The organism is Sanguibacter sp. A247 (assembly GCF_052324925.1).
Taxonomy (GTDB): Bacteria; Actinomycetota; Actinomycetes; order Actinomycetales; family Cellulomonadaceae; genus Flavimobilis.
Window position 1 is genome coordinate 834,026 of the sequence record NZ_JBQPRE010000002.1, and the last position, 22,440, is coordinate 856,465.

Annotated in this window: 19 protein-coding genes; all 19 read left to right on the forward strand. The window is 71.2% G+C overall.

Going from position 1 to position 22,440, the window contains the following annotated elements; genetic code table 11:
• Positions 1-228: 228 nt before the first annotated feature.
• The 19 genes from ileS (at position 229) to trmD (ending at position 22,358) form a co-directional block, all read left to right on the forward strand.
• Positions 229-3,501: an isoleucine--tRNA ligase gene (ileS, locus tag ACTVCO_RS07885; RefSeq protein ID WP_443727840.1), complete on the forward strand. Its 3,273-nt coding sequence runs from the start codon at positions 229-231 to the stop codon at positions 3,499-3,501.
• A gap of 11 nt (positions 3,502-3,512) precedes the next feature.
• Positions 3,513-4,874: a bifunctional folylpolyglutamate synthase/dihydrofolate synthase gene (locus ACTVCO_RS07890; RefSeq protein ID WP_443727841.1), complete on the forward strand. Its 1,362-nt coding sequence runs from the start codon at positions 3,513-3,515 to the stop codon at positions 4,872-4,874.
• Between the two features lie 47 nt (positions 4,875-4,921).
• A complete protein-coding gene (gene dhaK / locus ACTVCO_RS07895) occupies positions 4,922-5,917 on the forward strand; it encodes a dihydroxyacetone kinase subunit DhaK (protein ID WP_443727842.1) in 996 nt (331 codons plus the stop codon).
• 5 nt (positions 5,918-5,922) lie between these two features.
• A complete protein-coding gene (gene dhaL / locus ACTVCO_RS07900; RefSeq protein ID WP_443727843.1) occupies positions 5,923-6,558 on the forward strand; it encodes a dihydroxyacetone kinase subunit DhaL in 636 nt (211 codons plus the stop codon).
• A 5-nt stretch (positions 6,559-6,563) separates the two neighbouring features.
• The gene (gene dhaM / locus ACTVCO_RS07905) at positions 6,564-7,283 is read left to right on the forward strand and encodes a dihydroxyacetone kinase phosphoryl donor subunit DhaM (protein ID WP_443727844.1); all 720 of its coding nucleotides are present in this window, start codon (positions 6,564-6,566) and stop codon (positions 7,281-7,283) included.
• Between the two features lie 66 nt (positions 7,284-7,349).
• Positions 7,350-7,796, forward strand: a complete 447-nt coding sequence (locus ACTVCO_RS07910) for a DUF4233 domain-containing protein (RefSeq protein WP_443727845.1) — start codon at positions 7,350-7,352, stop codon at positions 7,794-7,796.
• Positions 7,797-7,849: 53 nt separating this feature from the next.
• Positions 7,850-8,275 (forward strand): nucleoside-diphosphate kinase, encoded by a 426-nt coding sequence (gene ndk / locus ACTVCO_RS07915; protein ID WP_443727846.1) that lies wholly within the window; start codon positions 7,850-7,852, stop codon positions 8,273-8,275.
• A 23-nt stretch (positions 8,276-8,298) separates the two neighbouring features.
• Positions 8,299-11,871 (forward strand): chromosome segregation protein SMC, encoded by a 3,573-nt coding sequence (smc, locus tag ACTVCO_RS07920; protein WP_443727847.1) that lies wholly within the window; start codon positions 8,299-8,301, stop codon positions 11,869-11,871.
• A gap of 110 nt (positions 11,872-11,981) precedes the next feature.
• Positions 11,982-12,347, forward strand: a complete 366-nt coding sequence (locus ACTVCO_RS07925; protein WP_443727848.1) for a hypothetical protein — start codon at positions 11,982-11,984, stop codon at positions 12,345-12,347.
• Between the two features lie 68 nt (positions 12,348-12,415).
• On the forward strand, positions 12,416-13,612 hold the full coding sequence (gene ftsY, locus ACTVCO_RS07930; protein ID WP_443727849.1) for a signal recognition particle-docking protein FtsY: 1,197 nt from the start codon (positions 12,416-12,418) through the stop codon (positions 13,610-13,612).
• A 158-nt stretch (positions 13,613-13,770) separates the two neighbouring features.
• Positions 13,771-15,072: an ammonium transporter gene (locus ACTVCO_RS07935; protein WP_443727850.1), complete on the forward strand. Its 1,302-nt coding sequence runs from the start codon at positions 13,771-13,773 to the stop codon at positions 15,070-15,072.
• Positions 15,073-15,077: 5 nt separating this feature from the next.
• Entirely contained in the window at positions 15,078-15,416 is a 339-nt protein-coding gene (locus ACTVCO_RS07940) for a P-II family nitrogen regulator (protein WP_443727851.1), read from the forward strand.
• Between the two features lie 11 nt (positions 15,417-15,427).
• Positions 15,428-17,242, forward strand: a complete 1,815-nt coding sequence (locus tag ACTVCO_RS07945) for an HD domain-containing protein (RefSeq protein ID WP_443727852.1) — start codon at positions 15,428-15,430, stop codon at positions 17,240-17,242.
• Positions 17,243-17,286: 44 nt separating this feature from the next.
• Positions 17,287-18,849 (forward strand): signal recognition particle protein, encoded by a 1,563-nt coding sequence (gene ffh, locus ACTVCO_RS07950; RefSeq protein ID WP_443727853.1) that lies wholly within the window; start codon positions 17,287-17,289, stop codon positions 18,847-18,849.
• A 49-nt stretch (positions 18,850-18,898) separates the two neighbouring features.
• Complete coding sequence (locus ACTVCO_RS07955; protein ID WP_443727854.1) at positions 18,899-19,987, forward strand: amidohydrolase family protein; 1,089 nt, start codon at positions 18,899-18,901, stop codon at positions 19,985-19,987.
• Between the two features lie 254 nt (positions 19,988-20,241).
• Complete coding sequence (gene rpsP, locus ACTVCO_RS07960; protein WP_443727855.1) at positions 20,242-20,688, forward strand: 30S ribosomal protein S16; 447 nt, start codon at positions 20,242-20,244, stop codon at positions 20,686-20,688.
• Positions 20,688-20,924, forward strand: a complete 237-nt coding sequence (locus ACTVCO_RS07965; RefSeq protein WP_443727856.1) for an RNA-binding protein — start codon at positions 20,688-20,690, stop codon at positions 20,922-20,924. Before rpsP ends, ACTVCO_RS07965 begins: the two co-directional genes overlap by 1 nt.
• An 82-nt stretch (positions 20,925-21,006) precedes the next feature.
• Positions 21,007-21,576, forward strand: coding sequence for a ribosome maturation factor RimM (gene rimM, locus ACTVCO_RS07970; protein ID WP_443727857.1), 570 nt, complete (start codon positions 21,007-21,009; stop codon positions 21,574-21,576).
• A gap of 2 nt (positions 21,577-21,578) precedes the next feature.
• Complete coding sequence (gene trmD, locus ACTVCO_RS07975) at positions 21,579-22,358, forward strand: tRNA (guanosine(37)-N1)-methyltransferase TrmD (protein ID WP_443727858.1); 780 nt, start codon at positions 21,579-21,581, stop codon at positions 22,356-22,358.
• Positions 22,359-22,440 lie beyond the last annotated feature (82 nt).

A 22,440-nucleotide genomic window follows, 5' to 3' on the forward strand; every position in this document is an offset into this window, starting at 1 on the left:
CTATGATGGCTCCCATAGGCGTTGACCCGGCCATCACCGGTGAGCCTCCGGAAGAAACGGCCGCGCTGCGGCCCGAGTAGAACCGGACGGGAGCGGCCCGTCATAGCCGGTTGAGCGGTTCGTGCACGGCCCGTCGGGCGGGCGCGAACAAGCGGGGTGGTACCGCGGCGGTGACGTCGTCCCTGCAGAAGATGCAGCAGTACGCGACCACCCGCAGGAGAGTTCGTCATGGCTTATCCCCTCCACCGCGACTCCGCCGTTCCGGCGAGCCCAGACCTTCCCGCGCTCGAGCGCGAGGTCCTGGCGTACTGGAACACCGACGGCACGTTCCAGGCCTCGATTGATCAGCGTCCTGCGGGCACGGACGGCGACAACGAGTTCGTCTTCTACGACGGACCTCCCTTCGCCAACGGCTTGCCGCACTACGGCCATCTGCTCACGGGGTACGCGAAGGACGTCGTGCCGCGGTACATGACGATGCGCGGTCGTCGCGTCGAGCGTCGTTTCGGCTGGGACACGCACGGACTCCCGGCTGAGCTCGAGGCCGAGCGGGTCCTCGGGATCACGGACAAGTCCGAGATCGAGGCGATGGGGATCGCCGCGTTCAACGAGGCTTGCCGCACGTCGGTGCTCCGGTACACGAAGGAGTGGCAGGAGTATGTGACGCGCCAGGCGCGCTGGGTCGATTTCGACAACGACTACAAGACGCTCGACGTCACGTACATGGAATCGGTGCTGTGGGCGTTCAAGCGTCTCCACGACAAGGGCCTCGCGTACGAGGGCTATCGGGTGCTGCCGTACTGCTGGCGTGACGAGACCCCGTTGTCGAACCACGAGCTGCGCATGGACGACGACGTCTACCAGTCGCGTCAGGACCCCGCGCTCACGGTGGGTGTGCGCCTCGAGTCGGGCGAGCTTGCGCTCGTGTGGACGACGACCCCGTGGACGCTTCCGTCGAACCTGGCGATCGCTGTGGGGCCGGACGTCGACTACGTCGTCGTGCGGGCCGGGGAGGGCTCGGTCGTTGCTGGCCAGGAGGTGCTCCTGGGTGCCGCGCGCCTCGGCGCGTATGCGGCTGAGCTCGCGCTGGGCGAGGATCCGCAGGCTGCCGTCGTGCGGAGGGTCCGCGGTGCGGAGCTCGCGGGGCGACGCTACACGCCTCCGTTCGCCTACTTCGCCGACGATGCCGAGAACCCGGCGGCCCACCAGGTGCTGGCAGCGGACTGGGTCTCGACCGAGGACGGCACGGGCCTCGTCCACCTCGCCCCGGCCTTCGGCGAGGACGACAAGGAGGCGTGCGATGCTGCCGGCATCCACCCGGTCGTCCCGATCGATGCCAAGGGCTGCTTCACGTCGCTCGTCCCGGACTACGAGGGCCAGCAGGTCTTCGACGCGAACCCGCTGATCATCCGGGACCTCAAGGACGGCTCCGGCCCGCTCGCTGCGACGCCCGCCGACGAGCGCGCCGTCGTCCTGCGCCACGAGACGTACCAGCACTCCTACCCGCACTGCTGGCGCTGCCGGAACCCGCTCATCTACAAGGCGGTCTCGAGCTGGTTCGTGCGCGTCACGGAGTTCCGCGACCGCATGGTCGAGCTCAACGAAGAGATCACGTGGACGCCTGAGCACATCAAGCACGGCCAGTTCGGCAAGTGGCTGGCCGGCGCCCGTGACTGGTCGATCTCGCGCAACCGCTACTTCGGCACGCCGATCCCGGTGTGGGTCTCTGACGACGCGGCGTTCCCGCGCACGGACGTGTACGGGTCGCTCGCCGAGCTCGAGGCCGACTTCGGTCGTCTCCCGCTGAACGAGGCGGGCGAGCCCGACCTGCACCGTCCGTACATCGACGACCTCGTGCGGCCCAACCCGGACGACCCGTCGGGCAAGGCGATGATGCGCCGCATCCCCGACGTGCTCGACGTGTGGTTCGACTCGGGGTCGATGCCGTTCGCCCAGGTGCACTACCCGTTCGAGAACACGGACTGGTTCGAGCACCACTTCCCGGGTGACTTCATCGTCGAGTACATCGGGCAGACGCGCGGCTGGTTCTACCTGCTGCACGTTCTCTCGACTGCGCTCTTCGACCGTCCCGCGTTCCGCACGGCTGTCTCGCACGGCATCGTGCTCGGCTCTGACGGCCGCAAGATGAGCAAGTCGCTGCGCAACTACCCCGACGTGTCCGAGGTTCTCGACCGGGACGGGTCGGACGCGATGCGCTGGTTCCTCATGTCGAGCCCGATCCTGCGCGGCGGCAACCTCATCGTCACCGAGGACGGGATCCGGGACTCGGTCCGGCAGGTCCTGCTCCCCGTGTGGAGCACGTACTACTTCTTCACGCTGTACGCGGGGGCCGCGCGCGGTGGCGCGGGCTACGAGGCGAGCGCCGTGACGCCCGAGCGCGCAGCAACGCTCGGCGACATGGACCGCTACCTGCTCGCGCGGACGGGTGACCTCGTGCGATCGGTGACGGCACAGCTTGACGCGTACGACATCGCGGGCGCCTGCGAGTCCGTGCGTGACTACCTGGACGCGCTCACGAACTGGTACGTGCGCACGCAGCGTGACCGCTTCTGGGACGAGGACGTCGACGCGTTCGACACGCTGTGGACGGCGCTCGAGTCGTTGGCGCGGGTCATGGCGCCGCTCGCGCCGCTCCTTTCCGAAGAGGTCTGGCGCGGCCTGACGGGTGGCCGTTCCGTCCACCTCGTCGACTGGCCCGTGCTCGTCGACGCGGCAGGTACGGCGACGGATGCCGGCACTGTTCTGGCGGCCGACGACGCACTCGTCGAGGCGATCGACCGCGTGCGTGCCGTCGTGTCATCGAGCCACGCGGTGCGCAAGGCGCACCGCCAGCGGGTGCGTCAGCCCTTGGCCCGGCTCACGGTCGTCGTCGAGGACCCGGCGGCGCTCACGCCGTACGCGGACCTCGTCGCCTCTGAGCTCAATGTCAAGGCGGTCGAGCTCGTGCTGCTCGACGCCGCCTCGGGTGAGAAGTACGGGGTTGCGCAGCGACTGGCTGTCAACGCGCGTGCAGCGGGCCCGCGCCTGGGGCGCGGCGTGCAGGCCGCCATCAAGGCTGCCAAGGCGGGGGACTGGCGCGAGGAGGCCGACGGCACGATCGTCGTCGCCACGCCCGACGGCGACGTTCCGCTCGAGCCGGCCGAGTACGAGCTTGCGACCGTCGTCGGTGACGGCGGCGCGGACGCCGAGGTGGGTGCGGCCGTGCTCGCGGGTGGCGGCTTCGTCGTGCTCGACCTCGCGCTCGACGACGCGCTGCGCGCCGAGGGCGAGGCCCGGGACGTCATCCGCGAGGTTCAGGACGCACGGAAGGCCGCGGGCCTCGACGTCGGCGACCGGATCGCGCTCACGCTCACGCTTCCCGCCGAACGGGTCGCCGCGATCGAGGCGAATCGCGACCTCGTCGCGTCCGAGACGCTTGCCGTCGAGCTCACGGTCGTCACCGGCGAACCGTCCGTGCACGTCGAACGCCGGGGGGAATGATGGCCCGCACCATGACTGAGCCCGAGGGCCGTAGCCCTGAGCTCGCGGCTGTCTACGCCGAGATCGTCGGACGCAACCCCGAGCATGACTTCGAGCCGACGCTCGGACGCGTGCAGCGCGTGTGCGAGCTGCTGGGCGACCCGCAGCGCGCCTTCAAGACGATTCACCTCACGGGGACCAACGGCAAGACGTCGACGGCGCGCATGGTCGAGTCGCTCGTGCGCGAGCAGGGCTTGCGGACGGGTCGGTTCACGAGCCCTCACCTCACAAGCATCACCGAGCGCATCGCGATCGACGGCGAGCCCGTCACCGAGGAGCGCTTCGTCGAGATCTTCCGTGACGTCGAGCCGTACGTGCAGATGGTGGATGCGGAGTCGGAGGCTGCGGGCGGGCCGCGGCTGAGCTTCTTCGAGGTCCTCACGGTCATGGCGTTCGCGGCGTTCGCGGACGCCCCGGTCGACGTCGCGATCATCGAGGTCGGTCTGGGTGGTGCGTGGGACTCGACGAACGTCGTCGACGGCGACGTCGCGGTCATCGCACCGATCGCCATCGACCACGAGCGCTGGCTGGGCCACACGATCACTGAGATCGCGAGGACCAAGGCGGGGATCATCAAGGACGGTGCGACCGTCGTCGTCGCCGACCAGCCCGACGACGCGATGCGCGAGATCATCGACGAGGCAGGCACCCGCGGGGCGCGCCTGGTGCGCGAGGGTCTCGAGCTCGAGGTCGTCCAGCGTCACGTCGCGGTCGGGGGCCAGCTGCTCGACCTGCGGACGCCCGGTGGCCTCTACCAGGAGATCTTCTTGCCCCTGCACGGCGCGCACCAGGCGCACAACGCGCTGCTCGCGCTCGCCGCTGTCGAGGCGCTCGTCACGGGTGGCGCAGCGCTTCCTGCGGCGGTCGTCGAGGCGGGCTTCGGCACGGCGACGTCGCCCGGGCGCCTCGAAGTCGTGCGTTCGAGCCCGACGATCATCGTCGATGCCGCGCACAACCCTGCGGGTGCCGAGGCACTCGTCGAGTCGCTCCACGAGACCTTCGGCCTCACGCGCGTCGTCGCAGTGGTCGCGATCCTCGCTGACAAGGACGCCGAGGGCATTCTCTCCGTCCTTGAGCCGCACGTCGACGAGCTCGTCGTCACCGAGGTGCACTCGGTCCGTGCTACGCCCGCCGAGGAGCTCGGCCAGCTCGCCGACGAGGTCTTCGGGCCTGATCGTGTGCACGTCCTCCCAGACCTCGCCTCTGCTCTCGACACGGCCGCGACCTTGGCGGAGAGTGAGGACACGGTGGGTGTCGGTGCAGGTGCCGGTGTCATCGTCGCAGGCTCGGTCATTCTCGCGGCGGAGGCACGCATCTTGCTCGGACGCTCCTAGGCGACGGCGCCCGGTCCACCCGGGCACCGTGACACGGAGGGTGTGCCATGAAGAAGTTGCTCAACGATCCCGCGAAGGCGGTCGACGAGTCGGTCGAGGGCTTTGGTCTGGCTCACGCCGACCTCGTCGAGATCCACACGGACCCCTTGTACGTTCTGCGGAGGCAGCGCCCGCCGCACGGGACAGTCGCGGTGGTCTCTGGCGGGGGCGCAGGTCACGAGCCGCTGCACGCGGGCTTCGTCGGCGACGGCATGCTCGACGCTGCTGTCCCCGGTGCCATGTTCACGTCGCCGACTCCCGACCAGGTGGGTGCGGCCTTCGTCGCGGCCGACCAGGGCGGTGGCGTGCTCGCGATCGTCAAGAACTACACGGGCGACGTCCTCAACTTTGAGACCGCGGCCGAGCTCGCGGACGCCGACGGGGTCACGGTGCGCACGGTTCTCGTGCACGACGACGTCGCCGTCGAGGACTCTCTCTACACGGCTGGGCGCCGCGGTGTCGGCGGCACGCTCATGGTCGAGAAGATCGCGGGTGCTGCGGCCGCACGCGGCGACGACCTTGACGCCGTGGCCGAGCTTGCCGAGAAGGCGTCGGCGGCTGTGCGGTCGATGGGTGTCGCGCTGTATGCGCCGACGGTCCCGCACGTGGGCCGGCCGAGCTTCGACCTGGCCGACGACGAGATCGAGATCGGTATCGGGATCCACGGCGAGCCGGGGCGTCACCGCATCAAGGCGGCTCCCGCCGACGACATCACGAAGATGCTCCTCGACCCGGTCGTCGAGGACCTGGGCCTGACCGGCGGTGAGAGCGTCCTGCTCTTCGTCAACGGCATGGGTGGGACTCCGTCCTCGGAGCTGTACGTCGTCTACCGCGCCGCTCGTCGCATGCTCGAGGAGCGTGGCATCACGGTCGACCGCTCGCTCGTCGGCTCGTACGTCACCTCGCTCGAGATGCAGGGATGCTCGCTCACGGTCATGCGGCTCGACGACGAGCTGACGAGCCTGTGGGACGCGCCCGTGCACACGCCCGCGCTGCGGTGGTGACCGGGATGCCGAGATCTCTTGACGTGGGGTGGGCGCGTTCCTGGGTCGTCGCCGCCGCGGCGAGCGTCGCGGAGGCAAGGGACGAGCTCACCGAGCTTGACCGGCTCATCGGTGACGCCGACCACGGCTTCAACATGGACCGGGGCTTTCAGGCGGCCGCTGCGAAGGTTGTCGACGTGCCCGCCGAGACGGTCGGCGATGTGCTCAAGAGCGTCGCGATGACGCTCATGTCGACCGTCGGGGGTGCGGCCGGGCCCCTCTACGGCACAGCGTTCCTGCGCGCGGCGAAGGTGACGGCCGTCCCGGAGCTCGGCTCCGCAGAGGTCGTCGCGCTCCTCGAGGCGGGGCTCGAGGGCATCGTCGCGCGCGGCAAGGCTCAGGTGGGAGACAAGACGATGGTCGACGCGTGGACCCCGGCAGCGGAGGCCGCTGTGGCGGCGCACGCCGACGGGGCGAGCCCGACCGACGTGCTTGCGGCGGCGGTGCGCGGTGCTCAGGAGGGCGCCGAGTCGACGATCGCGCTCACGGCGACGAAGGGCCGCGCGAGCTACCTCGGCGAACGCAGCCGCGACCATCTGGACCCGGGGTCGCGGTCCACGGTCCTGCTGCTCGAGGCTGCGCTCGCGGCGGCCGAGGAGTGAGCGCGGTGGAGCGGACCCGGATCGTTCTCGTCTCGCACTCCGACGCACTGGCGCGGGGGCTCTCGGAGCTGGCGGGCCAGATGGCGCCCGACGTCGACATCCACGCGGTCGGAGGCCTGGCTGACGGCTCGCTCGGAACGGACTTCGAGCGGATCGAGGCCGCGGTGACGGGAGCGCCCGGGGAGGTTGTCGTCCTCGCGGACCTCGGCTCGGCGGTTCTCACGACGCAGGCGGTTCTTGAGATCGTCGACGACGACGTCGCGGCGCGGACGCACCTCGTGCCGGGGCCCTTCGTCGAGGGTGCCGTCGCGTGCGCCGTCGCCGCCCAGGGCGGTGCCGACGCGCTCGCGCTCGTCGACGTCGTGCGGGAGGCTGCGGCGGCCGTGGCGCAGGCGGCAGGCGCCGAGCCGGGTGGTGCCGCGGGGCCGGACGTGGCCACCGGGGGCGAGGCGAGCCTGGCTCCGGCGGCCTCGGTCACGCGCACCGTGACCGTCGTCAATCCCTACGGGCTCCACGCGCGGCCCGCGGCCGAGGTCGCCCGCCTCGCGGCGGACCAGCCTGCGAGCGTGATGGTCGGCGGTGTCGACGGGACGAGCGTGCTCGCGCTCATGGCGCTCGGCGTGACGGCGGGCGCCGAGCTCGAGGTGACGGCGAGCGGCGAGGGCGCCGAGCAGGCCGTTGCCGCGATCACGCAGCTCATCAGCTCGGGGTTCGGCGAGACCTGAGTCTCGCGTGCCCGAGGATCCGGGGGCGAGGCCGGGGGAACGTGAGCGCACGGGTATTGTCGGGGCGTGCACGCGTCCTCCGGTCTTCCCGTTCCCGGCCAGCCGATCGAGGCCAAACCCTCTGCTCGTACCCAGTTCACGTCGACGATCCTCGTCCTCGAGGCTTTCGTCGTGCTCTTTGCCTGCTTCGTCGCGATGGGCCTGCAGGGCGTCGCGGGGGCCGGTGCCGACGCAGTCCCTCCGATGTCCGACGCGGCGATCTGGACGTCGGGCGGCGTCCTCATGGCGGTCCTCATCATCTTGTCGCGCGCCGTCGGGAGCCCCGCGGGCCTCGTGGCGGGATCGATCGGGCAGGTCGTCGTTCTTGCGACGGGCTTCGTCGTCCCCATGATGTGGGTCGTCGGCGGGGTCTTCGTCGTGCTCTGGGTGATCTCGGTGCGGCTCGGAGGGCGTATCGACCGCGAGCGTGCCCACTACGACGCAACCCATCCCGACACGGCCCCGTCGGTCTGACGAACGCGCCGGTCAGGCCGCACGTGAGGGACGCGGACGGTAGGGTCGTCCGCATGACTTCTGCGCAGCGCACACTCGTTCTCATCAAGCCCGACGGCGTCTCACGCGGCCTCACGGGTGAGGTCCTGCGTCGGATCGAGGCCAAGGGTTACCGACTCGTCGCGCTCGAGATGCGGACGGCGTCGGTCGCGCTCCTCGAGGAGCACTATGCCGAGCACGCTGGCAAGCCCTTCTACGCGCCGCTCGTCGAGTTCATGAGCTCGGGCCCGCTCGTGGCCGCCGTCGTCGAGGGTCAACGGGTCATCGAGGGCTTCCGCTCCCTCGCGGGGACGACCGACCCGACGACTGCCGCACCCGGAACCGTGCGCGGCGATCTCGGACGCGACTGGGGCCTGCCCGTCGCACAGAACATCGTCCACGGCTCGGATGCACCCGAGTCCGCGGCTCGCGAGATCGGGCTGTGGTTCCCGGGCCTGTGACCCTGCCCCGCTAGGCTCGTCCCGTGCACCTCAAGACGCTCACCCTGCGCGGGTTCAAGAGCTTCGCGTCGGCGACGACGCTGAGCCTCGAACCCGGCATGACGTGCGTCGTCGGCCCGAACGGCTCGGGCAAGTCGAACGTCGTCGACGCGCTCGCGTGGGTCATGGGCGAGCAAGGTGCCAAGACGCTCCGCGGCGGCACGATGGAGGACGTCATCTTCGCGGGGACGTCGGGCCGACCACCGCTCGGCCGCGCCGAGGTGTCGCTGACGATCGACAACACGGACGGCGCCCTGCCGATCGAGTACTCCGAGGTGACGATCACGCGGACCCTGTTCCGTCACGGGGGTTCCGAGTACCAGATCAACGGGGCGCAGTGCCGGCTGCTCGACATCCAGGAGCTGCTCTCGGACTCGGGCCTCGGCCGCGAGATGCACGTCATCGTCGGGCAGGGTCGCCTCGACACGGTGCTGCGCGCGACGCCCGAGGAGCGCCGCGGGTTCATCGAGGAGGCAGCGGGCGTCCTCAAGCACCGCAAGCGCAAAGAGAAGGCGCTGCGCAAGCTCGACTCGATGCAGGGCAACCTCGTGCGTCTGGCGGACCTCACCGCGGAGATCCGTCGGCAGCTGGGCCCCCTCGGCAAGCAAGCCGAGGTCGCGCGACGCGCCCAAGGGGTTCAGACCGACGTGCGCGACGCGCGCGCGAGGCTCCTCGCCGACGACCTCGTCCAGCTGACCTCGACCGTCGAGCAGGAGCTCGCCGACGAGACCGCGTTGCGTGAGCAGACCGAGCTCGTCGAGCGTGAGCTCGCGCAGGCGCGCGCCGAGCTCGCCGGGCTCGAGGCCGAGGCCGCGCAGGCCGCGCCGCAGCTCACCCAGATCGCCGAGACCTGGTACCGCCTGTCCGCATTGCGTGAACGCCTGCGTGGCACCCAGCAGCTGGCGACCGAACGCGTGCGCCTTCTCGGGACCCCGGAGACGCCCGAGCGCCGTGAGGACCCGCGCGCGCTCGAGGAGCAGGCGCGGCGCGTGCGGGAGTCCGAGGCCGAGCTGCAGGCCGAGGTGCGCGCGGCGCGGGCGAGCCTCGATGCTGCGGCCGCGACGCGGACGGAGGCAGAAGAGGCCGCTCAGTCGGCCGAACGCGAGGTGGCCTCGCTCCTGCGAAGCGCTGCCGACCGGCGTGAGGGGCTCGCACGGCTCGCGGGGCAGGTGGCCGCGAAGCGTTCGCGCGCGGAGGCGCGCGCTGCTGAGATCGACCGTCTGCGAGGAGCCGCCGACGCGGCTCGGGCCCGCGGCGCGCTCGCGTCGGGCGAGCTGGAGCTCCTCGAGTCGGAGGTCGAGGGCGCGCAGGACGGGGAGGAAGACCTCGACTCGGCGCACGAGGCTGCGACGCTCGCGCTTGAGACGGCGCGGGCAGAGCTTGAGGAGCTCAAGGAACGACGCGGCGCTGCTCGCCAGGAGGCGATCGCGGCGCGCGCCCGTATCGAGACGCTCGAGCTGAGCCTGGACCGCCGCGACGCGGTCGGCGCCGTCCTTGCGTCGGAGGACGATGCGCTCGCCGAGGTCGTCGGCTCGCTCGCCGCGCTCCTCACGGTCGAGCCGGGGTACGAGGAGGCGGTGGCGGCGGCGCTCGGACCGGCGGCGGACGCGCTCGTCGTCGCGTCGCTCGGCGGTGCGATCGACGTCGTGCGGTGGCTGCGCACGGACGACCTCGGCCGGGCGAGCGTCGTCGTCGCGGGCGCTCCGGCGCCACCGGTGACGAGCGGCGAGGCCGTCCCCGACGGCGTCGTGGCGCTGAGCGACGTCGTGACAACAACCGCGGCCCTCCACGGTTCGGTGCGCACGCTTCTTGCGGGGCACGTCGTCGTCGACGACCTGGCCGCGGCTCGCGGCGTCGTCGCAGCGCGCCCCGACCTCGTCGCGGTGACGCGCTCGGGCGACGTGCTCGGAGCCGTGCGTGCGTTCGGCGGCTCGGCCGCAGCGCCATCCGTGCTCCACCTCCAGGCGGCGCTCGAGGCGTCGCGCGGCGTGCTCGCGGAGGCCGAACGACGTGAGACTGACGCGATCGCGCAGATCGAAGGCGCAGCCGAGCGGGAGCGCGAGGCGGCACGTCTCTACGCCGAGACCCTTGACCGCCTCCACGAGTCGGATGCTGCGATCGCGGCGATCGCCGAGCAGCTCGGACACCTCGGCGCGGGGGTGCGTGCGGCGCAGGCGGAGGCCGAGCGCGCCGAGGACGCGCTCGCCCGGGCCACGGCCGACCTCGCCGTCGAACAGGCCGAGCACGTGGCTCTCGTGGCGAGGCTCGAGGCCGCCGAGGCTGAGCCGTCGAGCTCCGATGACGCTGCCCGGGCCGCGGTCGAGGCGCGTGATGCCGCCCAGAGCCGGGCGAGCCAGTTGCGTTCGGTTGAGACGGAGGCGCGTCTCGCGCTGCGTACCGCCGAGGAGCGTGCGCGTGCGCTCGGTGGGCGGGCCGCTGCGCTCGACCGTGCCGCTGCGGCGGAGCGCCAGGCAGCCCAGAAGGCTGCGCGGCTCGCCCTGCGCCGCGCCGCGCAGGCACAGCGCGCGCAGGCCGTCGCGACGGGGGCGGCCCTTGCGGTCCGTGCGGCCGACGAGTCGCTCGCCGCCGCGACCGGCGCGCGCGAGCAGGCTGAGGCGGAGCGCAGCGCACGTGAGGGGAACCTCGCCGCGACGCGCGCCCGGGTCGAGGCCTGTTCCGGGCGCCTGCGTGAGCTGACCGACGTCGCGCACCGCGACGAGCTCGCGCGCGCGCAGCAGATGCTGCGCATCGAGCAGCTCCACGAGCGAGCGATCGCCGAGCTCGGTCTCGCACCCGAGGTGCTCGCGGCCGAGTACGGTCCCGACCGCCCGATCGCTGTCCTCACCGACTCCGGGGAGCCCGCGCTCGACGAGGACGGTCAGCAGGTGACGCGGCCTTACGTTCGCGCGGAGCAGGAGAAGCGACTCGCTCGGGCGCAGCGCGACCTCGCGCGGCTCGGGCGCGTCAACCCGCTTGCGCTCGAGGAGTTCGCCGCGCTCGAGGAACGTCACCAGTTTCTCGTCGAGCAGCTCGACGACCTCAAGCGGTCGCGCGCCGACCTCATGCAGATCGTCAAGGAGATCGACGAGCGCGTCGAGCGTGTCTTCGCGGACGCGTTCCGGGACACGGCCGTCCAGTTCGAGCGTGTTTTTGCACGGGTGTTCCCCGGTGGCGAGGGACGCCTCGTCCTCACTGACCCGGAGAGCATGCTGACGACAGGGATCGAGGTCGAAGCCCGCCCCGCGGGCAAGAAGGTCAAGCGACTCTCGCTGCTCTCGGGAGGGGAGCGGTCGCTCACGGCTGTTGCACTTCTCGTCGCGATCTTCAAGGCGCGTCCGAGCCCGTTCTACGTCATGGACGAGGTCGAGGCGGCGCTCGACGACACGAACCTCGGCCGTCTGCTCGAGATCTTCCGCGAGCTGCAGGAGGAGTCCCAGATCATCGTCGTTACGCACCAGAAGCGCACGATGGAGATCGCCGACGCGCTCTACGGGGTGACGATGCGCGACGGAGTGACGACGGTCGTCAGTCAGCGGCTGCGCGAGGACGTCGCCTGACCTAGATCGTCGGCCGGTCCGAGTGAACGCCGGTAAAGATTGTGTGGTGAACGCGGGCGGCTTGGTCGTGCGCGGCGTCGTGCGCACTGCAGGGGACTCACACTGAGGATGTGCCTGAGTACCTGCTGATCTTCGTTGTTGCCCTTGTCGCCGCGGGCGTCGTCATCGCTGCGGCGGCCTTCGTGACGACCGAACGCTTCGGCGTGGGCCGCGGTTCGCGCGGCCTGCGACAGGACACGCGCCGGGCCTGGGACGTCGTGCGGCGGCGTCGCCCCCTCACGACGCCCGCCGAGAACTCCGACCTCGAGCGAGTCGTGAGCGCAGAGCCCGTCGAGACGACCATGGACGACTTCTTCTCCGCGAACCTCACCGCAGGAACCGGCTACCTCGACGCCGAGGTTCTCGTCGACCGCGTCGGCCGGGCAGCGAGTGCGGCCCGCGCAGCGACGAGCCGCAGCGCCCGCTCGGGCGACTGAGGCGCCCCCGCGTCCGTCGCCCGGCCGCGGCGTGTGCCACGCCCGCGATGACCTGAGAGACTAGCGTCATGCTCGAGAACCTCTGGATCTGGATCGTCCTTGGCGTCGTCCTGCTCGGACTCGCGACCGGTGCCGCGCTGCTCGCGCCGCGCCTCGGTCGCCGCTCGCGGGCTTCCCGCCTGCCCGAACGGCCCACGGGGGCGCAGGCTCCGACCGCGACAGTCGACGACCGCCCCGGTGCCGATGACGACGCGATCGCGACGCCCGCACCGACCCTCCCCGAGGCGTCCGACGCCGCCCTGGCACCGACGCTCGACATCCCCGAGCCGGTCACGGGACGTCTCGCCCGCCTGCGCGCGCGCCTCGCGCGTTCCGGTTCGCCGCTCGGCGCGCGCCTGCTCGCCGTGCTCTCGCGCGACCACCTCTCCGAGGACGACTGGGACGAGCTTGAGGAGCTGCTCCTGCTCGCGGACGTCGGCGCCGGCCCGTCCGCCGAGCTCATCGACGCGCTGCGCACGCAGGTCCGCATCAACGGGGTCTCGGACCCCGCCCAGGTGCGCGCGATGCTCCGTGCCGCGCTGCTCGACCTCGTCGACCCGAGCCTCGACCGCACGCTCGCGACCGAGGCCCGCCTCGGTGAGGACGGCGCGCGTGTCCCGTCCGTCGTGCTCGTCGTCGGGGTCAATGGCACCGGCAAGACGACGACCGTCGGCAAGCTCGCCCGCGTCCTCGTCGCGGAGGGCTCCGAGGTCGTTCTTGGTGCCGCCGACACGTTCCGTGCCGCAGCCGCCGACCAGCTCGAGACGTGGGGCTCACGCGTCGGGGTGCCGGTCGTCCGTTCTGCCAAGGACGGAGCCGACCCCGCGGCCGTCGCGTTCGACGCGGTGCGGCGCGGACGGACCGAGGGCGTCGACGTCGTTCTCGTCGACACCGCGGGCCGCCTGCAGAACAAGTCGGGGCTCATGGACGAGCTCGGCAAGATCCGCCGTGTCATCGAGAAGGAAGCGCCGTTGAGCGAGGTCCTGCTCGTGCTCGACGCGACGACGGGCCAGAACGGCCTCATGCAGGCGCGGGTCTTCGGTGAGGTCGCGGGCGTCACCGGCATCGTCCTGACGAAGCTCGACGGAACCGCCAAGGGCGGGATTGTCGTGGCCGTGCAGCGTGAGCTCGGCGTGCCCGTCAAGCTCGTCGGCCTCGGTGAGGGCCCCGACGACCTCGCGCCGTTCGAGCCCGAGGCGTTCGTCGACGGGCTGCTCGGCGACTGACCCCGGCGCGCACGACGTCGATCCGGCTCGCCGAAACACAAAGTTCACGTGGCGTCGCTCGACGTCACACGCGTGGAACATCGATCGTCTGTCGTTGAAACGTGCGACCGCGAGTGTTGATCCCGGGCCGGCCGAGGGGCTGGCGTTGGGAGAACGTCATGGAATTCGACACTGGAGCGGCCGCGTGGATGCTCATGTCAGCATCGCTCGTGCTGCTCATGACGCCCGGGCTTGCCTTCTTCTACGGAGGCATGGTCCGGAGCAAGTCCGTGCTCAACATGATGATGATGTCGTTCGGTGCCATGGGCAGCATCGGCGTCATCTACGTCCTGTGGGGCTGGTCGATGTCATACGGGTCGAGCGTGCTCGGCCTGTTCGGAAACCCGGGTGACCAGTTCGGCCTCGTCGGCACCCTGCAGGACGGGACGGGGGCGTGGATCGCCGGGGTGGGCAACTACCCGCAGGTGATCGACGTCGCCTTCCAGGTGACCTTCGCGATCATCACGACCGCGCTCATCTCGGGTGCGATCGCCGACCGCGTGAAGTTCGGTTCGTGGATGGTCTTCGTGCCGCTGTGGGTCACGCTCGCGTACTTCCCGATGGCCCACATGGTGTGGGGCGGCGGCTTGCTCTCGGGCTCCGAGGAGGGTCTCGCAGCCAAGATCTTCGGCGTCGTCGAGGGCGCCGCCGCGGTCGCTCCCGTCGACTTCGCGGGCGGCACGGTCGTCCACATCAACGCGGGTGTCGCGGGCCTTGTGCTCGCGCTCATCATCGGCAAGCGCAAGGGGTTCGGAACCGAACCGATGCGTCCGCACAACCTGCCGTTCGTCATGCTCGGTGCCGCGCTGCTGTGGTTCGGCTGGTTCGGGTTCAACGCGGGCTCGGCGTTCGCGGCGGACGGTGGCGCCGGCCTCGCCTGGGTCAACACGACGTCGGCTGCCTCCGCGGCGATCTGCGGCTGGCTCGTCGTCGAGAAGTTCCGTGATGGGCACGCGACATCGCTCGGTGCCGCGTCCGGCATCGTCGCAGGTCTTGTCGCCGTCACCCCGGCTGCCGGCGTGCTCACACCCGTGACCTCGCTCGTGCTCGGTGCGGTCGCCGGAGCGTGCTGTGCCCTGGCGGTCGGTCTCAAGTACCGCTTCGGCTTCGACGACTCGCTCGACGTCGTCGGGGTCCACCTCGTCGGTGGCCTCGTCGGAACCGTGGGGATTGGCTTCCTCGCCTCCGAGGGCGGACTCCTCTTCGGTGACGGTGCCCAGCTGCTCGTCATCCAGATCGTCATTGCGCTCGCGGCGATCCTCGTCTCCGGTGTCGTCACGGCCGTTGTGGGCTACGGCATCAGGCGCACGATTGGTTGGAGGGTTGCGGACGACGTCGAGGTCGGGGGAATCGACCTGGCCGAGCACGGCGAGCAGGCGTACGAGACGATCGGCTCCGGCCGAGTGATCCGAGAGGCGTAACCATCATGAAGCTTGTCACAGGAGTGATTCAGCCCCACCGTCTCGACGAGGTGAAGAAGGCGATCGACGCTGCGGGAGTCCGCGGCATGACGGTGAGCGAGGCCAGCGGCTACGGCCGTCAGAAGGGCCACACCGAGGTGTATCGGGGTGCGGAGTACACGGTCGACCTCGTGCCCAAGGTGCGTGTCGAGCTCGTCGTGGACGACGCGGTGGCCGCGACCGTCGTCGATGCGATCGTCGCGGCCGCTCAGACGGGCCGCATCGGTGACGGCAAGGTGTGGGTCGTGCCGGTCGAGGACGTCGTGCGCGTCCGCACCGGTGAGTCCGGCTCCGACGCTCTCTGATCGGAGCCGCGGTGCACGACGACGCCGCTGAGGCCGGGGTCGCGCGGGAACCGCAGGTCCCGCACCCTGCTGGGGTGCGGGACCTGCGGTCCTTCCGTCTGGGCCTGTGGCGCTCGGCTCCGCGTCCGCTCACCGTCGGGGCCTCGCAGGTGCTGCGTGCGCGTGCGTCGGAGGCGACGTGCGCGGTGCTCCGCGGGCTGTGGGACGAGGCTCTCGAGGGCGACAGTGGTGAGGGCCTCGCCCTCGCGGCTGTGGGTTCGCTCGCCCGTGGTCAGGCGGGGCCGTGCTCGGACCTCGACCTCGTGCTCGTGCACGAGGGGCGGGGGACGGACGGCGCGCGGCTGCGCCGCATCGCGGAGCGTCTGTGGTACCCCCTGTGGGACTCGGGCCTCGAGGTTGATCACGCGGTGCGGTCGCTCGCGCAGTGCCGACGGGTCGCGACGGTCGACGTGCCGGCGGTCGTCGGGATGCTCGAGACTCGTCACGTCGCCGGGGATGCCGCGGTGACGGCGCGCGCGGCCTCGGCGGTCCTGGCGGACTGGCGGGGAGCGGTGCGGCGCCGTCTGCCCGAGCTGCTGGCCTCGATGAAGGAGCGCGCAGATCGGGCAGGGGAGCTCGCCTACCTCGTCGAACCTGATCTCAAGGAGGCGCGAGGCGGTTTGCGGGACGCGACGGTGCTTGCCGCTCTTGCGGCGTCCTGGGTGACGGACCGACCTCATGGCGATGTCGATGCGGCCGTGAGCCGCGTGCTCACGGTGCGTGACGCGCTCGCGGCGGTGACGGGGCGCCCGACGAACCTGCTTCTCGCGGCCGACCAGCCGGAGGTTGCGCGGGTTCTCGGTTGTGCCGACGCTGACGAGGGGGAGGACGGCGTGCTCGCGGCGACCGACGACCTGCTGTCGGGGCTTGCCGAGTCGGGACGCATCGTCACGGAGGCGCTCGAGACGACGGCGCGTCGGGCGCGGCATGCGCTCACCCGCACGGTTGTCCTGGGTCCGCGTGTCGTCCGTGGGCGGCGGGTCGCGCCCCGGCTGAGGGCTGTGGCCGACGGTCTCGTCGAGTTCGACGGTGAGCTTGTCCTGGCGGCCGACGCGCAGCCCGCGCTCGATCCGCTGCTCGCGTTGCGTGCGGCGGCGACGTCGGTGAGGACGGGTCTTCCTCTTTCTCCCGTCACGGCGCGCAACCTCGTCGCGTGCCCTCCTGTGCCCGAGCCGTGGCCCGAGCCTGCGCGTCGGCATCTGCTGGCCGTGCTCGGAGCGCGTGAGGCGTGCCTGTCGGTGTGGGAGTCGCTCGATCTTGCCGGAGTCGTGACGACGTGGATCCCGGAGTGGGCGGGTGTGCGCAACCGTCCGCAGCGCTCGCCCGTGCACCGGCACACGGTCGATCGTCATCTCCTCGAGGTCGTCGCGCACGCAGGGCGGGTCGAGGGTCTGACGCGTCCTGAGCGCTCGAGGCTCCTGCTCGCCTCGCTCCTGCACGACATCGGCAAGCGTGCGGGGGTCGCCGACCACTCGGTGGGTGGGGCCGCGCTCGTTCCCCAGATCCTTCACCGGTGCGGGTTCGAGGATGGTCTCGTCGCCGATGTCACCCTTCTCGTGAGGGAACACCTCACGCTCGCGCACCTGGCGACGAGCGCGGACCCTCATGACGCCGCGACGCTCACGCAGCTGTGCGAGGCGGTGGCTGGACGCGCCGACCTGCTGCGGGTCCTGCGCGCTCTTACGGAGGCTGATGCGTCGTCCCTGGGGCCTCACGGATGGACGGCGTGGCGCTCGAGCCTCGTCGATGACCTCACCGTGAGGGGCCTGGCCGTGCTGGACGGGTAGGCTGGCGCCTGACCTACAGCCCCGTGATCGTGAGGGATGCCCCGGTGTTCGCCACCCTGTCCGACCGTCTGACATCGACGTTCAAGAACCTCCGCTCGCGCGGACGCCTCACTGAGGCGGACATCGACGCGACCGTGCGCGAGATTCGGCGCGCCCTCCTTGATGCCGATGTCGCGGTCCCCGTCGTGCGGGAGTTCGTCGGTGCGGTGCGCGAGCGCGCGCTCTCCGCCGAGGTCTCGGGCGCGCTCAACCCCGCCCAGCAGATCGTGAAGATCGTCAACGAGGAGCTCGTGAGCATCCTCGGCGGCGAGGGCCAGCGTGGCCTCACCCTCGCGAAGACCCCGCCGACCGTCATCATGCTCGCGGGTCTCCAGGGTGCCGGTAAGACGACGCTCGCGGGCAAGCTGGCCCTCCACCTCAAGGAGAAGGGCCACACCCCGCTCCTTGTCGCGGCTGACCTCCAGCGGCCCAACGCGGTGACGCAGCTCCAGGTCGTGGGCGAGCGCGCGGGTGCGCCCGTGTACGCGCCGCACCCGGGCGTGGCGGGCGAGGACGAGGTCCCGACGGGCGACCCGGTCGCGGTGGCGCGGGCGGGCGTCGAGACGGCGCGTTCGCGTCAGCACGACGTCGTCATCATCGACACGGCCGGACGCCTCGGCGTCGACGCCGAGCTCATGACGCAGGCACGTGACATCCGTGACGCGACGCAGCCCGACGAGGTGCTCTTCGTCATCGACGCGATGATCGGTCAGGACGCGGTGGCCACGGCGAACGCGTTCGCCGAGGGCGTCGACTTCACGGGAGTCGTGCTCTCGAAGCTCGACGGTGACGCCCGCGGTGGTGCGGCGCTCTCGGTCGCGCGCGTCACGGGCCGTCCCATCCTCTTTGCGTCGACCGGTGAGAAGCTCACCGACTTCGAGGCGTTCCACCCTGACCGCATGGCGTCGCGCATCCTCGACATGGGTGACGTGCTCACGCTCATCGAGCAGGCCGAGAAGGCGTTCGACGCCGAGCAGGCCGAGAAGATGGCGTCGAAGCTTGCGCAGGGCGACGACTTCACGCTCGAGGACTTCCTCTCGCAGATGCAGGCCATGCGCTCGATGGGCTCGATGAAGAAGATGCTCGGCATGCTCCCGGGCATGGGCCAGATGCGCGAGGCGCTCGACAACTTCGATGAGCGTGAGGTCGACCGGGTCGAGGCGATCGTGCGCTCGATGACCCCGGGCGAGCGCCGTAACCACAAGATCATCAACGGCTCGCGCCGGGCGCGTATCGCCAAGGGGGCAGGCACGACGCCGTCGGCCATCAACCAGCTCCTCGAGCGTTTCGAGGGAGCTCAGAAGATGATGAAGCAGATGGCGCGCGGAGGCGGCATGGGCATGCCCGGCATGGGCGCCCTGCCGGGCATGGGTGGCAAGAAGTCGAAGGGTCGCTCGCAGGCTCCGGCTCGCAAGAAGGGCCGCTCGGGCAACCCCGCGAAGCGCGCTCAGCAAGAGTCTGGTGCTGTGTCGTCGGCGCCCTCAGGGTCTGCGTTCGGGCTCGGCGGCGCCGCGTCGAGCGATGCTGCACCGGACATGGACGAGCTGCGCAAGCTGCTCGGCGGCTGAGCAGGGCGTCCGGCGGGCTGGGTCGACCGGCACGGAGGAGGGAGGCGGCGTGGAGGTTCTCCACCTTGCGGGTCCGGTGCGGCTCGGTGACGACGACGTGCGCCCCGAGGCGTGGGTCGTGGGCGGGCGCCTGACGTTCGACCGGCCGGCGGCAGCTGCGACGCGCATCGACGGGTGGGCGGTCCCCGGCCTCGTCGACGTCCACTGCCACATCGGGTTGGACGCGGCCGGTGCGACGAGCCGCGAGACGGCGCGCGCGCAGGCGCTCGCCGACCGCGACGCGGGCGTCCTCCTCGTGCGGGACGCGGGCTCGCCGCTCGAGACCGCGTGGGTCCACGACGAGCACGACCTGCCTCGCCTCGTGCGTTGCGGGACTCACCTCGCGCTCCCCAAGCGCTATCTGCGCGGCTACGGGCGCGAGCTGTCCGACGTCTCGGAGCTGCCGGGCGCGGTGGCCGAGGAGGCCGGGCGCGGGGACGGCTGGGTCAAGGTCGTCGCCGACTGGATCGAGCGGTCGGAGGGGAGAGCCGCCGACCTGCGCGCGCTGTGGCCCGACGACATCCTCGCGGATGCCGTCGCGCGGGCGCACGCGGCCGGTGCGCGCGTCACGGCGCACACCTTCGCGGAAGAGTCCCTTGCGGGCTTGCTCGCGGCCGGGGTCGACTGCCTCGAGCACGGCACGGGTCTGACCGCCTCGATGATCGACGAGGTTGCGGCGCGAGGCATCGCCGTGACGCCGACGCTCCTGCAGGTCGAGCGCTTCGACTCGATCGCTCGGCAGGCTGACGAGCGCTACCCGGTCTATGCGGCGCACATGCGCCGCATGCACGCACGCCGCTACGACCACGTGCGTGACCTCCTCGACGCGGGCGTGCGCCTTCTTGTCGGGACGGACGCGGGGGGCACGATCGCTCACGGCAGCATCGCGGCGGAGTGCGCCGAGCTCGCCGCTGCGGGCATGGCGCCGCTCGACGTCCTTGCGGCTGCGAGCTGGCGCACCCGGGACTACCTCGGTGCCGAGCCGATGGGGGAGGGCTCCGGCGCCGACCTCGTCGTCTTCCCCGCCGACCCGACGCTCGATACAGCGGTCCTTGCGGCCCCGAGCGCCGTCGTCCTCCGCGGCCGCCGAGTGCGCTGAGGGGGACGCGAGCGGGCCGGACCGTGCGTCGACAGCCTGAGGAACCCTGGTCGTGACGCCCGTGAGTCGAGCGCCGCACGGGTGTGGCGCGTCCCACGGTTGGACCAGTGCCCTGCGTCTGGCAGAATGGTGCGCTGTACTCGGTGTGCCCGGCCCCTCTCTCCGTGCAACGCCGCGTCCTGGACGCTCACGTACTCCGGCCCCACCGGTGTGCACGAGGGTCCGCACCCACACGAACCAGGAGAGACCACACAGTGGCCACCAAGATCCGCCTCAAGCGCTTCGGCAAGATGCGCTCCCCGTTCTACCGTGTCGTCGTCGCCGACTCGCGCACCAAGCGTGACGGCCGCGTCATCGAGGAGATCGGCAAGTACCACCCGACCGAGGAGCCTTCGCTCATCGAGATCGACTCCGAGCGTGCACAGTACTGGCTCGGCGTCGGCGCACAGCCGACCGAGCAGGTCGCCGTGCTCCTCAAGATCACGGGTGACTGGCAGAAGTTCAAGGGCCTCCCGGGCGCCGAGGGCACGCTGCGCGTCAAGGGCGACAAGGTCGACCCCGCCGCCGCGATCGCTGCCGCCGCTGAGCAGGCCGAGAAGGTCAAGGCCAAGGCCGCTGAGGCCAAGGCTGCTGCCGCTGCCCCGGCTGAGGCCCCCGCTGACGAGGCTCCCGCGGAGGAGTCCTCGGAGGAGCAGGCCTGATGCTCGCCGACGCTCTGGAGCACCTTGTCCGCGGCATCGTGGACAACCCCGACGACGTTGAGGTCAAGGCCAAGGCGACGCGCCGTGGCGACCTGCTCGAGGTTCGGGTCAATCCCGAGGACCTCGGTCGCGTCATCGGACGCTCCGGGCGCACCGCGCGCGCGCTGCGTACGGTCGTCGGCGCTCTTGCCGACGAGCCCGTCCGCGTTGACGTCGTTGACGTCGACCGCCGCTGAGACGCGCACCACGAGTCACACCACGTCAGGCCCGGCCCACAAGGGCCGGGCCTGACGTGTCCCCCGAACGACCGGAGTTCATATGACCCGCCAGCGCCTCACCGTCGCCCGACTCGGCAAGCCCCACGGGCTCCGGGGCGAGATCGCGCTTGACCTGCGCACCGACATCCCCGACGAGCGGTTCGTCGACGGGGCGGTCTTCGAGACGGTCCCGCCCGGTGCGGGTCCGCTCACGATCGAGTACACGCGCAGCTCGGGTGGCCGGTGGTATGCGGCATTCGTTGAGATCGGGGACCGCACGGGCGCCGAGGAGGCGCGCGGGACCGAGCTCGTCGTCCAGGTTGACGACTCCGACGAGGAAGACGCGTGGTACCCCCACGAGCTCGTCGGCCTGCGCGCCGAGCTCGAGGACGGCACGCTCGTCGGGACGGTCAAGGGCCTCGAGCTCGGGCCGGCTCACGACCTGCTCGTCATCCTCGAGACGGGCGGTGAGCGCACGCTCGTGCCGTTCGTGCGTGCGATCGTGCCGACCGTCGACGTCGCGGGCGGACGTGTCGTCCTCACGCCCCCGGGCGGCCTCCTCGCCTCCGACGCCGCGAACCTCGAGGTTGTCCCGCCCACGCCAGGCTCGTCCGACGACGAGGAGCGCTGAGCGTGCGCATCGACGTCGTCTCGATCTTCCCGACGTACCTCGACGTGCTCAACCTCTCGCTCGTCGGAAAGGCACGCACCGCGGGCCTGCTCGACCTGGACGTGCACGACCTGCGCGACTGGGCCCACGACCGCCACCGCACGGTCGACGACACGCCCGCCGGTGGCGGCGCCGGCATGGTCATGCGACCCGACGTGTGGGGCGCGGCTCTCGACGACGTCCTCACCGAGGGTGCGACGCTCGTCGTGCCGACTCCCTCGGGCCCCTCGTTCACGCAGCGGACCGCTGAGGACTGGGCGACGCGCGGACAGCTGGTGTTCGCGTGCGGGCGCTACGAGGGGATCGACGCGCGTGTCGCCGAGCACTTCCGGACCCGCGGCGTGCAGGTCGAGGAGGCCTCGATCGGTGACTACGTCCTCAACGGCGGCGAGGTTGCGGCGCTCGTCATGATCGAGGCCGTCGCACGGCTCCTGCCCGGAGTTCTCGGCAATGCCGAGTCGGTCGTCGAGGAGTCGCACTCGGCCGAGGGGCTTCTCGAGTACCCCGTCTACACCCGGCCGGTCGAGTGGGAAGGTCTGGCCATCCCCGACGTTCTCCAGTCCGGCCATCATGGCAAGGTCGCGCGCTGGCGTCGCGATCAGGCACTCGCGCGGACGGCCGAGCGTCGTCCCGACATGGTGGCGGCGCTCGATCCCGCTCGGCTCGACAAGCGCGACCGAGCGACGCTCGGTGAGCTCGGCTGGTGGGTCCACGCGGACGGCGTGCGTCCAGCCGGTCACTAGCAGCCCGGACGTGATGGTCGGCACGGCCTGGGTCGTTTCCGCAGCAGGGCCGCGGTGTGGCAGAATAGGGCGTTGGTGCGCG